This window comes from Carboxylicivirga caseinilyticus, from assembly GCF_050589785.1.
In the GTDB taxonomy this organism is placed as follows: Bacteria; Bacteroidota; Bacteroidia; order Bacteroidales; family Marinilabiliaceae; genus Carboxylicivirga; species Carboxylicivirga caseinilyticus.
Genome location: NZ_JBNGOX010000033.1, coordinates 24,503 through 38,258 on the forward strand (window position 1 = coordinate 24,503; position 13,756 = coordinate 38,258).

The 13,756-nt window shown below is 35.6% G+C and carries 11 protein-coding genes; 5 read left to right on the forward strand and 6 right to left on the reverse strand.

The window, feature by feature from the left end:
• Nucleotides 1-24: 24 nt before the first annotated feature.
• The 3 genes from ACRD62_RS15830 to ACRD62_RS15840 form a co-directional block, all read right to left on the reverse strand.
• Nucleotides 25-828: an FAD:protein FMN transferase gene (locus ACRD62_RS15830; RefSeq protein WP_430821088.1), complete on the reverse strand. Its 804-nt coding sequence runs from the start codon at nt 826-828 to the stop codon at nt 25-27.
• 68 nt (nt 829-896) lie between these two features.
• Nucleotides 897-2,225 carry a Gfo/Idh/MocA family protein gene (locus tag ACRD62_RS15835; protein WP_430821089.1) on the reverse strand — a complete coding sequence of 443 codons (1,329 nt, stop codon included), beginning with the start codon at nt 2,223-2,225 and terminating at the stop codon, nt 897-899.
• Nucleotides 2,226-2,307: 82 nt separating this feature from the next.
• Entirely contained in the window at nt 2,308-3,672 is a 1,365-nt protein-coding gene (locus ACRD62_RS15840) for a 3-keto-disaccharide hydrolase (protein WP_430821090.1), read from the reverse strand.
• A 176-nt stretch (nt 3,673-3,848) separates the two neighbouring features.
• On the opposite strand from ACRD62_RS15840, the gene ACRD62_RS15845 reads away from it, so the two are divergent.
• Entirely contained in the window at nt 3,849-5,009 is a 1,161-nt protein-coding gene (locus ACRD62_RS15845) for a hypothetical protein (protein WP_430821091.1), read from the forward strand.
• A 211-nt stretch (nt 5,010-5,220) separates the two neighbouring features.
• Complete coding sequence (locus ACRD62_RS15850) at nt 5,221-6,426, forward strand: multidrug effflux MFS transporter (RefSeq protein ID WP_430821092.1); 1,206 nt, start codon at nt 5,221-5,223, stop codon at nt 6,424-6,426.
• Nucleotides 6,427-6,649: 223 nt separating this feature from the next.
• Here the strand turns inward: ACRD62_RS15850 and ACRD62_RS15855 are convergent, their stop codons facing one another.
• Nucleotides 6,650-7,300: a CPBP family glutamic-type intramembrane protease gene (locus ACRD62_RS15855; RefSeq protein ID WP_430821093.1), complete on the reverse strand. Its 651-nt coding sequence runs from the start codon at nt 7,298-7,300 to the stop codon at nt 6,650-6,652.
• 372 nt (nt 7,301-7,672) lie between these two features.
• On the opposite strand from ACRD62_RS15855, the gene ACRD62_RS15860 reads away from it, so the two are divergent.
• The 3 genes from ACRD62_RS15860 (at nt 7,673) to ACRD62_RS15870 (ending at nt 10,709) form a co-directional block, all read left to right on the forward strand.
• Entirely contained in the window at nt 7,673-8,146 is a 474-nt protein-coding gene (locus tag ACRD62_RS15860; RefSeq protein ID WP_430821094.1) for a hypothetical protein, read from the forward strand.
• 180 nt (nt 8,147-8,326) lie between these two features.
• Nucleotides 8,327-8,677, forward strand: coding sequence for a hypothetical protein (locus ACRD62_RS15865; protein WP_430821095.1), 351 nt, complete (start codon nt 8,327-8,329; stop codon nt 8,675-8,677).
• A gap of 82 nt (nt 8,678-8,759) precedes the next feature.
• Nucleotides 8,760-10,709 carry a CocE/NonD family hydrolase gene (locus tag ACRD62_RS15870; protein WP_430821096.1) on the forward strand — a complete coding sequence of 650 codons (1,950 nt, stop codon included), beginning with the start codon at nt 8,760-8,762 and terminating at the stop codon, nt 10,707-10,709.
• A gap of 69 nt (nt 10,710-10,778) precedes the next feature.
• On the opposite strand, the gene ACRD62_RS15875 is transcribed toward ACRD62_RS15870, so the two are convergent.
• Together ACRD62_RS15875 and lysS are read right to left on the reverse strand one after the other, a co-directional pair.
• Nucleotides 10,779-11,789: an NAD(P)H-dependent glycerol-3-phosphate dehydrogenase gene (locus ACRD62_RS15875; RefSeq protein WP_430821097.1), complete on the reverse strand. Its 1,011-nt coding sequence runs from the start codon at nt 11,787-11,789 to the stop codon at nt 10,779-10,781.
• A 69-nt stretch (nt 11,790-11,858) separates the two neighbouring features.
• Nucleotides 11,859-13,580 (reverse strand): lysine--tRNA ligase, encoded by a 1,722-nt coding sequence (lysS, locus tag ACRD62_RS15880; protein ID WP_430821098.1) that lies wholly within the window; start codon nt 13,578-13,580, stop codon nt 11,859-11,861.
• Nucleotides 13,581-13,756 lie beyond the last annotated feature (176 nt).

Here is a 13,756-nt window from a genome sequence, read left to right on the forward strand (position 1 = left end):
TTTTCAATGATTAGGTTGTGTTAATTAGGCTGAAAATGAGTTGTACAATACTTTCCTGACCTTGAAATTTTCTAGTATTTGAGAATGCTTTTCAATGGGTGCTGCAATTAGAGCTGTTGATAACACTTCGGCACTTATAGGGTCATCAGTTACAACACAAACAGTCCTTTTTGATTGGCATAATTGACCTGTTTTAGGATTCTTGATATGAGCCATTCCATTATGTAATCCACTAATGGAAATACAATCGTTTGTGAGTTGCAGTTCTTCATTAATTCCGTTCTGAGATTGAAATGAAAAAGGCCAATATTCTCCAAATGGATGCCTTCCAACTGTTAGTACTGAACTTTCGCCAAAACTAACCAATGCATTTTCGATCCCATATAATTTTAAGATGTTACGAACATGAGCTAAGGCAATTCCCTTGCCAATTGCACCAAAATCCAGTTTGATGTTGTCATTCAAAAACCTGATCCCGGATGTATTATTATTTAGTTGTAAATCATTCCTCTCTGTAAGGTCTTCATTCATTCTACCTTGATAGCAAACATCGAAGTAACCTTCTGTAAGATTTTTAAATTCAATACAACTTTCGATTACTTTAAATAATACGGAACTAACTTTTAGTTCTTTTTTAAATGCATTTTGGTTTACGTAAAAGGTCTCTGCCTGAGAATCAAAACGACTAAAAATTCTTTCCAGATCAATAGTTTTTTTCTTGATTTCCTCAAAAACCTCACAATGCAACGAATAGTCATTTCCCCATAATACAACATCCATACGGGTATTCATCGACAAAAAGGTTTTATGAAAAAGATTGATATTCATTTTGATACAATAAAAAGTTAAAAGCCTATCTCACTGAAGTGTAAGATAGGTTTTTGTGTTTTTTAAGATTATATTTTGGGTTCCCAGCCCTTTTCGTATTCACGTTTCCAGAGTTTAGCTGCTGCTTTGTTGCCAACTACCTTTCCTGTAGCAGGATCAATCTTAAGACTCTCTCCAACCTCTTGAGCTATATTACCCAAATGGCATAACTGAGTTGAAATTCCTGCAGAAGCGATAGGCGATTTTAGTTGCTCATTGGTACGTATAGCATTGGCGAAATTCTGAATATGTTTGACTGTCAATCCATCAAATCCGGATAAATCAGCCGTGTTATTTGAAGTACCTTTATGTTGTTCGTTTACAGTTTTAATTTCTCTTCCTCCAAGATCATATAAAGTATATTTCTCTCTATTCAAATGCATTGAACCTTTGGTCCCGTATATATAAACTCCACGGCCGCCTCCTTTGTTAAACCCATTACAGCTGTTGCCTTCCCATGAAAGCATTTTACCACCCTCAAACTCATAACTTGCCAATTGTGTATCAAACCATTCCCAGTCATCACCTTTGTAATGAAGTCTTCCTCCGGTTGAAACAACACGAATAGGATAGTCAACACCTAAAGCCCATCGGCAAATATCAATTTCATGGGTTCCGTTATTATGTATTTCTCCCGTGCCCCAGGTCTTAAACCAATGCCAGTTATACGGATGCACATTATCTCTGTAGTTTTCACGTGGAGCGGGCCCTTGCCATAAATCCCAATCAAGATGGTTGGGAACAGATACTACTTTTCCTGTACCAATAGGACCTCTGGTATTGGAATAAAATGCTTTTGCATTATAAACGTCCCCAATTAGGCCGTCACGAATATCTTTAATAGCAATGGATGAACTCTCAGATGATCGTTGTTGATTGCCCATTTGAACCACTTTTTGATATTTTGCCTGGGCAGCAATAAGCAATTCTGTTTCATATGGATTGTGACTACAGGGTTTTTCGACATACACATGTTTACCAGCCTGTAATGCCATTATCGCCATCGGGGCATGCCAATGTTCAGGTGTTGCAATTAATATTGCATCTACATCCTTCTTCTCAAGAACTTTTCTAAAGTCTTTTTCCAATGATGGTTCATAGCCCAATGTTTTATTGCAATAGTTCTTAAAATCATTTAACCTGTTAGAGTCAACATCGCATGCGTAAACTAATTTGATGTTACTGGCAAGACCAATCGATTGAGCTAAAGCATAAGAGCGTCCGCCTGTTCCCAGGATGGCTGCATTAACAGTTTCATTGGAGCCAATGATGTTGGCATACGCCTTTGTTGAACTCAGTAAACTGATACCTGCCATGCCAAGGGCTGTATTTTTTATAAAGTTTCTTCGTGTTGTCATTTTAAATAGAAAATTGGATTTAATATGTGAAATGCATTCATGACTTTGTTATGTAAGTTATACAGTATATTCTCAGGGTTTTTTATAGTTCCTTTATTTTAATATTCTTAAAGTGAACTTCATCACCATGGTCCTGAAGTAATATCAGGCCTTCCTCGGCTTCTCCAAAGCCCGGCCATATACTATATTTGCTGTAAGCAACCAAAGCTCTCCATTGTTGTGTGTTTCGTACATACTCAACCACCTTGCAGCCGTTTAAGTAATGTTCCACTTTTTTGCCATTAACAACAATACGGGCTCTGTTCCAATTATATTGGTTTACATATTTCAATGGGCCAAGCGATGGAATATATTCTCTGCCACTTGCTTTTATCAGGTCGTAGAGTGATCCTAAAGTGCGGTTACCATTAACTCCTTTTTTAGCATCAGGGTGAATATCATCATCTAAAATCTGGAACTCACATCCGATGGCAGAACCTTTATCTTTATTTAATTCGGTATTTACAAAATATTTAATTCCACTGTTGGCTCCTTTGGTAAATTTAAAATCGACTTCCAGAATAAAGTTTTTATATGCCTGAGTGGTTACAATATCGCCCCCATTTTCAGATTCAGCTCCTCCTGATGATTGTACGGATAAAATTCCATCCTGAATGGTCCAGCCATTAGTTGGAAAATCGTCAAGTTTGGCTCCGCGCCAACCTTGTGTTGTTTTTCCATCCCAAAGTAGGTTCCAACCGTCAGCGGTCTCATTTTTTGTCAGAGTATTCTTTAAGTAGCTAATTTCAGGAGCTGTTGTTTCAAATTCATAATCAGCTGGAATCTCTTTAATGGTAATATTTCTCCAGCGTGTTTTTTTACCGATTGATTCGCCCCCGGCAGAGTGAACCTGTAAAGCCACAAATCCAGTCTCAATTTCTTCTTCAATCAGATTAGCAATGTTTACCCCATTCAACCAGGTTGCGATTCTGTTACCTGCAGCAATCACTTTTACCTTATTCCATTCCTGGTTTTTATACGCCGTTTTAACTTCTGGATTATACTCAACAGGATACCGCCAGTTATTTCGGCTTTGATCATAAATACCTCCAGACCATCCGCGGGGTGAATCATCGGCTTCAACCTGTGGCCCATAAACACTATGAACTCCCCTGGTCTTGTCATATTGACTTCGAATCTGCACGCCACCGTTGAGACCGCCATCCATTTTTATTTCATATTCAAGAATGAAGTTGGTAAATTGTTTTTTGGTAGCAAGGTAGGTACTTGGAGATCCTTCGGTTGTTATTCCAACAATAGCGCCATCTTCAACTATATAAGTGGCATGTCCGTTAAGTGGTTGCCAACCTTTAAGATTTTTTCCATTAAATAATTCTTTTGAACTTTTTTGCGCTTGTATCGAAAGAGCAAAAATGAAAAGGATAGAGACAATACTTCTTATTTTCATATCATACTTGAGTTAACTGTTAAAAAACGAATGTTTTTAAATTTAACTCAACTAACTTATTAAAAGCGGTTTTTACGTTGTTTTTACCCTTGTTTTAACGGTTAAAACACAAGACTTAAGGTCTTAGTTTTGTGAGGATTGTATTTTTTGTTTTCTTTACATTTAAGAAGATCCTAATGATTACAGAACAAGACAAAAAAGAAACGTTAAAACGCATACTTGGTAGTAAAACATTCTCAAAATCGACTACCACTAATGTTTTATTAAAGTTTCTTGTTGAGAAGTCGATCCAGGATGCAGAAATTACAGCAGCCGATATCGGTCATGAGATTTTTGGTGCGCGATATGAACAGGAAAAAAGTGAAGCTACTGTCAGGGTTAATATTTACCATTTACGAAAAAAACTAAAGAGATACTTCGAGGAAGAAGGACAGAATGATCCTATCGCTATTTTTATTGAAACAGGGCAATATAAAGTAAGTTTTAAAGAGGTAACAAATGGCAAATCTGGCAGAAAGAAGCCTGTTTTTTCCATTATACTGGCATTCTTCTTTATCCTTTTATTGGCCGTATTATTTTTAATTAGCAGTAAGCCAAAAGATAGAATATGGTCGTCTATTTTTAAGAACAATTATCAAAATACATTATACTTAAGCCCCATTTATGGCTATTCAGGTCCCGGACCAGGCGGCAGTTTTATCTTTCACAGAGATACACGTATTAATTCTGACCTCCAACTACAAAAGATGTTGGATTCCCTTAATCTTCCTGAAGATAGTTATGAACCAGCCTGGAATAATTATGTCACATTTGAAGATGCTGCAACACTAAGACATTTCTCTCGATTATTCACATCTCACAGAAAAGATTTTGCAGTTAGAAGAGCTACGGATTTTTTAATAAGTGATATAAAAGACCAAAATATTATTTATTTGAGTCCAATGCGTTACCATACGCAGTTCAGAGATGTGTTTAATGAATTCTCAACTAATATAAAGTTGTCGGGTAATATTGCAGACAATGTCTATATTAGTTATACTGGTGATGAATCAAAAACTGACTCAACATGGAAGTTGAAATCAGACTCTAGAACCTTTGAACATGCTATTGCGGCTAAATTTAAAGGTTCTAATAATACCAATCATATTATGTTTTTTGCCGATCATGGATTGGGACTAACTGCCATGGCAGAATTCTTTACCAATGAAGATTCCATTCGATCATTCTCCGATAAACATCTCAAAGAAACAGAGGAGTTTATTGCCTTATTCTATGTGAGTGGTAAGAATCGAACAAATCTGGATCTTAAGCTTATACTATTGGATGACAATAAGTAATCTTTCCTAACTTTTTTAAACTAGCGATAGAAATCTTATTCAATAAACTTTAGATTTATTAACTCATGTAATACCATTAAAACAATTCATTTGTTTTAATTTTGTCTTGATTTTATAATCTGTCAGAGTTTTTCTAATTCCAACATTTATTTTAAAATTTAATTAAGCCATTGAAGAAACGGTTGTTTTTTTAATGATAAACAATTTTTATATGCCTATAAACCGACATTCGAAATACTTTTTGCCATCCATCACTTTATTATTGGCCATGCTTACAGCAATGTCGCCTCTGGCAATTGACACTTATCTATCATCGATGCCCATTATGGCTGATTACTTTGGTGTTAATATAAGTAAGGTAGAAATTTCATTGACCGTTTATTTTTTAGGATTCGCCTTGGGTAATTTCTTTGGAGGACCATTATCTGATGCCTTTGGAAGGAAGACTCTTGCTATGACAGGTATTTCGTTATATGGTATAGCTGCTATTATTATTCCCTTTTGTTCGTCTATTGAACAGGTTTGGATTTTAAGAGCGATTCAGGCCTTTGGTGGAGGTTTTGCATCGGTAACAGCTATGGTTTTTGTTCGAGACTGGTTTGAGGGGAAGCAGGTTGCGCGTCTTGCTACAGTAATTGGTATGATAATGATGTTTGCGCCACTTGTTGCTCCAATTATTGGAACAGCTCTAGGTCAATTAATTGGATGGCATGCTATTTTTTATTTCCTGGCTGTTTTTGCTTTAGTCTTATGGATTCTGTTTGTCATTTTTATGTCTGAATCAAGGGAGAAGCATTTGATTGAGCGTAGAATAACATGGAAACAGTTTATTGGGAAATATCTGATTTTCTTTCGCTCAAAAAAGGCCGTTCTGTTATTGATTGCCACTGCTTTTTCAATGTCTGGTATGTTCGTGTTTATTACGAGCTCTTCATTTATGTATCTCGAATATTTTGGTCTCGAACCCAGAGTATTCCCTTTGTTGTTTGCGGCCAATGTAGCCTTAAATGTTGTTTTGTCGTTTGTAAACAATAGGTTGCTTAAGAAATTTGAACCTCAGAGTATGCTTAAGTTTGGTTTGGTACTTCAACTGCTTGCCGGACTAATTATTTTTATTGCAACATTAAATAAAGATGCGAATTTTTCACTTGTATTTGGTGGAGTAGTTTTATATATAGGTAGTTTAGGAATGGTTTTTGGGAATGCTACTGCCACGATTTTAAATCTCCTACCAGAAATTAGTGGGTCGGCCAATGCAATGATTGGTGTTACCCGTTTTATTATGAGTTTTGTTGTTGGATCTATGCCAGCATTGTTTTATAATGGAACACTTCTTCCAATTGGCTCGACCATGCTGGTCTGCAGTATTATTGCTGTGATCTTTTTTTGGTCTTTCAACAAACAAGTGATAAAATAATGCAATTAGGATTAGAATTTAAAGGTTGGTTTTTTTAAGAAATTATTTAATAGTGAAATGGAAAATGTTCTATACCAATCATTGATAATTGGTATAGAATACAAATTACCAGAATTATCTATTTCTTAGTTTTTTTCAATATATCTTCTACTGCTCATTATCAAATCTGGAAGTCTTTTTATACCTCTTTTATTGGGTCTAAATGTTTTTTGATAGATATTTTCTAAAAGTATTTACCAAACACTTCCAAAAAAGGATCCCGGCCTACTACAGTATAATAGAACAATGCACCTAACCATCCGTGAAAAATGCCCAACACATAAATATTTCGTTGCTTAAGATAAATGTAGCCGTAAAATAATGCGAGAAAAAATGTGCCGGTCACTAACCACCAAAATGGATAATGGAATAATCCGAATAATATTGCTGTAAGAATAATATTTATAAATGCAGGAATTTTATATGTCTTCATTGATTGTAGATTGCCTGCAATAATTCCAATGACTAAAAACTGCTGAACAATACCCCACATGGGATATAAAATCAGGATGGGCAGCAGGTGCCATGTAAAATTAAGTGTGTTTTGGTACCAACCTATTAATGTAAATAGTATAATGGCTATAACTCCAAATGGTGTCACCATGCCTGTTACTTTCCAAAAATTATCAGTCCGAAAGCCCCACATGTGTAAAGCTTCTTTATCTTTTTTTTGAATAAATACTACATATAATACCCAAAAAGTAATTGCACAAACAATAAAAAGTAAGCGCCAATTAAGATAATCCATAAACAAAAATTTTCCTGCTCCGGTCAAAAGAACTAACCCTATTTCAATAAGTAGTTTTTTATTCGTTTGTTCTTTAGGGTTTTTCATATCTAATTAATAGTAACTATTTACAAAGTTGAAATATAATAATAAACAAAAAGATAAGTCATTTATATTAATCAACTCATATTATTGGAACTTTTGAGTTGATTTCTTTGATATTTCTTTGCTTCAATTGAAATAAATGTATAGCAAAATAATAATATTTTGTTTATCTTGATGGTGTATTTTTAATTCCAAACCTAATAAACTATGAATAAGTTAATTTTACTTTTAGCACTTTTCTTTAGTGTTATTACTATAAATTTACAAGCCCAACAAAGGTGGGCGATAAGAGGAAGTTTTTGAACCGCCAGTGGAATTAATGCGGTTGACGGATATTTCTATTCTTTTGATATTGGTATCCCACTTTTTAAATCATTGGAGATTGCACCTACTTTTAGCTTTGTTTCAACTATTCCTTCGAATAATATTGAGAATAGTTGGAATGCAAGAAATAATAGTACCCTAAGTTCTTTTGATGGTAGTATAGATCAAACAAATTATGGAGGTGATTTAATGGGCTCTGCAAGTTTGTTGTTATTGTTTAAACCCTTTGAATTATTTAATAATCCAAATCTTGCAAAGCATGAATTAGCTATTGGTACAGGTATTGGATTTAAAAGTTATTCTACAACACGTTCAGTTTATAGTCTTAATGGTGAAGTTGAACTTATAGAATTTGGAAATCAAACAAATCAATCAATTGAACCCTATTACGGGAAGATCTTTTATAATTACCATTTCTCCGATCAATTCTTTGCCGGACTCGTTGCTGGTTTGGATGGTTATGATGCAGAAGCAACAGCACTATTTGGTTTTCAAATAGGGTTTAATTTTTCGGCCCATAAATAGCTTTGGAATAGGAGATTATGTTATTTTTGTTCTGAATTACGTCAACGTACTAAAACACATATGCGTTAAAAAATAATTATTCTTTTACACTTGACGATTATTCATTAATTTATAAAATCGATTTCAGGAATGAATACCTGTTCTTATTGAGCCGTAATAAATCTATTTTTATTTTTTTAGATGCCACAAAGAATATTTAAGCACCCTTTAATAGATAATGGTGGCGAAGACAAGAAAGAAGAAAAGTTTAACGAAAAAAAATATTCAATTTCAGAGATAATAGTAGGACTGGTTTCTGTTATTTTATCAGTTAACTCAATCTTTTGTTTTTGGTTTTTCTATCGTTTAGATGATGATTTTAATCCGTTAGGAATTTTTGCCTTCCTTCTTATTGTTATACTTTATGTTATAGGATTTTTTGTCAGTGGATTGTTATTATGGTATAGTTATGCTGAAAAACTTAAGACTAAATTATTCACTTTGACAAATCTTTTAGTTTATTTTGGGACTTTCATTTTTAGCTTGCTCTAGAAAAAATATACTAATTACTATATCTTACGTATATCTTATTTGAAATAAGTTCGTAGAGCATCTTGTAGATTAAATAAATGATATGAATCAAATACCGAAACTAATAGTTAAGTACATTATTATAAGTCATAATACCCGTTCTGTGGATGCAGTTAAAAATAGTATACTGAGGATAATATTGCTGTTTGGTATTTTTATAGGACATGTAAATATAACTGAGGGTAGCAATCACGATACAGATTATTTGCTTGAAAATTATACCAAATTAGAAGTAGAAATTCCCATGCGCGATGGGGTTAAATTGTTTACAGTCATTTATACCCCTAAGGATAACTCGGAGAGCTATCCTATATTATACAACCGTACTCCATATAATGTAGCACCCTATGGTGAGGATTATGGATTTAATTTCAGAAGGGGTTTGTTTCCTGAGTTTCTTCGTGAGAAATTCATTTTTGTATTTCAAGACGTTAGAGGTCGATTTATGTCGGAAGGTACTTACCAACATATGGCTCCTTTTATTGCGAATAAAAACTCAAATAGTGATGTGGATGAGAGTTCAGATGCTTATGATACTATCGACTGGTTGATTAAAAACTTGGAAAACAATAATGGTCGAGCCGGAATGTGGGGGATTTCATATCCGGGTTATTATACTTCATGTGCAGCTATTGATGCTCATCCTGCTTTAAAATGTGTATCACCCCAGGCACCTATTTCAGATTGGTTCTACGATGATCCACATCATCATGGTGCTTTCTTTTTATTAAACATGGGATTTTTTGCTGCAATGGATATTCCCCGGCAAAGTCCATATCAAGACTGGCTTGAACCCTATGACTGGAAGAATCCTGATGGATATGACTTTTTCATGAAGCTTGGACCATTGTCAAATGTAAAAAAATACTTTTTTGGCGATAGCATTGCCTTCTGGAATGAATTGGCTAAGCATCCAAATTACGATCAATTCTGGCAAGACAGAAATATTCTTCCTCATCTGAAAGATATTAAACCTGCTGTTTTGGTTGTTGGTGGATGGTATGATGCAGAAGACCTTTATGGTACTTTTAAAACTTACAGATCCATTGAGAAAAATTCACCAAATGGAAACAACCGTTTGGTAATCGGTCCATGGATTCATGGTGGATGGGCTCGCACAGATGGCGATTATTTGGGAAATGTTTCTTTCGAGGAAAAAACATCGTTGTATTATCGTCACCAGATTGAACTACCGTTTTTTAAGTATTATCTCAAGGATGAAGGTAGTTTGGATGTGGCTGAAGGGACACTGTTTATGACTGGTAAAAACGAATGGAGAGAGTTCGATCAATGGCCGCCAAAAGATGTGGAGTCAAAAAAACTCTTTTTTCATGAGGAGGGCAAACTGTCGTTTTCAGCTGTTAAATCAACAGAACAACCTTTTGATGAATTCGTTAGCGACCCTTCAAAGCCTGTTCCATATACCGAAGAGACTGCATTTGGTATGACCAAAGAATACATGACTGATGATCAGCGTTTTGCTGCCCGTCGACCTGATGTACTGGTTTTTGAAACGGATGTACTGGATGAGGAGGTGATTTTAGCGGGACCATTAATGGCTCGTTTAAAAGTATCTACAACCGGAACCGATGCCGATTGGGTAGTGAAATTAATTGATGTTTATCCATCCGATGCGGAGGATAATGCACACACCAGACCAGGATTAAAAATGGCCGGATATCAACAAATGGTTCGCAGCGAAGTAATCCGTGGTCGTTTCCGTAATAGTTATGAACACCCTGAGCCTTTTAAGCCGGGTAAAGTAGAAGATATTAATCTGGAGTTGCAGGATGTATTACATTGCTTTAAAAAAGGGCATAAGATAATGATTCAGGTTCAAAGTACCTGGTTTCCTTTAGTTGACCGAAATCCGCAGAAATATGTGGATAATATATTTGAGGCCTTGCCTGACGATTTTATAAAAGCGACGCATAAGGTCTATCACTCAACAAAAAACCAATCTTTTATTGAAGTTAACCTGCTGAAGGAATAGTGCTTAACTTCTTATTAATTAAATTGTGGTGAATTAGTAAACCAATAAAAAATCCCGACTAAGTCGGGATTATCTTAAATGTTCTGTCAGCAACCTAACTTCAATGGCTGGTGATATTTTCTCGTAGATAATATTGTAAACTGCTTCACAAATTGGCATGTTTACTTTGTATTTATCATTGATCTCCTTAATACTTTTAACTGCATAATATCCCTCGGCTATCATCAGCATCTCCATTTGTGCATATTTCACCGAGTATCCTTTACCTACCATGGTACCAAACATCCGGTTTCGACTGAATTGCGAATAGGCTGTTACCAGCAGGTCACCAAGATAAGCCGAGCTCTTGATATCACGTGTTATCGGATGTACTGTATCTACAAATCTTTTTATTTCCTGTATTCCATTGGATATTAAAACTGCCTGGAAGTTATCACCATATCCTAATCCGTGACAAATACCGGAAGCAACAGCCATTATGTTTTTCAGAACAGCTGAATACTCAGTCCCATAAATATCATCCGTTACAGATGTCATGATATAGGAACAATCGAGGAATGAGGCAAATTTTCGCCCAAGTTTAATATCCTGACAAGCAATCGTAAGATAAGACAAACGTTCCAGTGCAACCTCTTCAGCATGACAAGGTCCGCTGATAACTCCAATAGAGTCGGTTGGTACGTTGTAAAATTTATGCAGGTACTGTCCGATAATCAAGTTTACCTGGGGAACCAAACCCTTAATAGCCGATACAATGAATTTATCATTCAATGGCTCAGTAAGATCGGAAAGTGCTGATTTTATAAACGCTGAAGGAACAGCTAGTATGATTATATCTGATCTTTTTACAATTTCATTGATGTCGTCAGAGAAGAAAATATTCTCTGTTTCAAACATCACACTTGAAAGGTAATTAGGGTTGTGTTTTTTCTTTTTGAATTCGGTAATGTGTATTGGGTTACGGAAGTACCAGTTGATAGAAGGAACATTGTTCAACAACATCTTTGCTATGGCTGTAGCCCAGCTGCCGCTACCAATTATTCCTACCGTTGATGTTTCATCCATATGCATTTGGTTCATTTTAAACCATTAAAATAAAACAAAAAAGGCAAGAATGCCTCTTTTGTTTTATTAAATATCTCTTAAAGTTTAAGCTAACCAGTTTATAACGTCGTCCTGTGAAGGATTGGTTAAGCCTAATTTATGCTTTTTGTTCAGTCCGCAGATGTCCTGAAATAGTTTTCCAGGCTTTACTTCTTTCAACGCACTAACTTTGTTGAATCCTGCTTTTCTGATAACAGATACCCATTCTTCAGGAATACCCAAAGCAGTAAATTTGTCATCAGTATCTATTTGAGGTTTTTTCTCAGGACGCATTTGTGGGAAGAATAATACATCCTGAATTGATTCTTCGCCTGTCATAAACATGGTTAAACGGTCGATACCGATACCCATACCCGAAGTAGGAGGCATACCATATTCCAAAGCACGTACAAAATCGTGATCGATAAACATGGCTTCATCATCACCTTTTTCCGACAGTCGTAATTGTTCCTGGAAGCGTCCCAACTGGTCGATTGGATCATTTAACTCGGTGTAAGCATTACAAAGCTCTTTACCATTAACCATCAATTCAAAACGCTCTGTTAATTCTGGATTATCACGGTGTTTCTTACACAAGGGTGACATCTCAACCGGATAATCAGTAATAAATGTAGGCTGGATCATATGACCTTCACATTTCTCACCAAAAATCTCATCAATCAACTTACCTTTCCCAAAGGTATCGTCAATTTCGATTTCCAAATCGGAACAAACAGCACGAAGCTGTTCTTCATTCATGCCCGTGATATCGATGCCTGTATATTCTTTAATGGCGTCAATCATACTCAAACGACGATAAGGAGCTTTGAAATCAATCTCTTTATCACCGATCTTAACTTTCGTGGTACCGTGTAAAGCCATGGCTACTTTTTCCAACATGGTTTCGGTAAATTCCATCATCCAGTTGTAATCCTTGTAAGCCACGTAAATTTCCATTACAGTAAACTCAGGGTTGTGTGTACGGTCCATTCCTTCGTTACGGAAATCCTTGGCAAACTCGTAAACACCTTCAAATCCACCAACGATTAATCGCTTAAGATAAAGCTCATTGGCAATACGCAAATACAATGGAATATCCAATGCATTGTGATGCGTGATAAACGGACGTGCAGAAGCACCACCCGGAATGGATTGCAGGATTGGTGTCTCAACTTCAAGATAACCCATCTCGTCGAACATCTGACGCATGGTTTTGATAATGGTTGCACGCTTTTTAAAGACGTCTTTTACCGCCGGATTCACAATTAAATCAACGTAACGCTGACGATAACGCTGTTCAGGATCGGTGAAAGAATCATAGGATTTACCATCTTTTTCTTTAACAATCGGAAGAGGTTTTAACGATTTGCTTAAGATGGTCATTTCTTTGACATGAACGGTGGTTTCACCCATTTGAGTGTTAAACACAAAACCTTTCACACCAATGATATCGCCGATATCTAAATATTTTTTGAATACTATATTGTAAAGTTCTTTGTCTTCACCCGGACATAAATCGTCGCGATTAAGGTAGATCTGAATACGTCCTTCTGAATCCTGCAACTCAACAAACGAGGCTTTACCCATAATACGACGACTCATGATTCGACCTGCAATACAAACCTCCTTAAGGTTTTCTTTTTCAGGATCGAATTCCTGTTTTATTTCACTTGAAAAGTGAGTGGTTTTATATTGTTCGGCGGGATATGCGTTAATACCCAACTTGTTCAGTTCTTGCAAGCTATTGCGTCTGATAATTTCCTGTTCGCTCAGTTCCAACGTACTCATTCTGCTTATGAATTTTTCTGAATTACATAAAAGCAACTTTAAAAAGTTGCTATCATTTTCGGCTTCAGTTAACATGAAGCCAAAAAATCCTTGCAAAGATAATGTATTTAGTTGAATTTGGCAGTTCAAAGTTGCAGACTCTGATAAGTCTTACAATTTTTAATGTATTCTTGTAT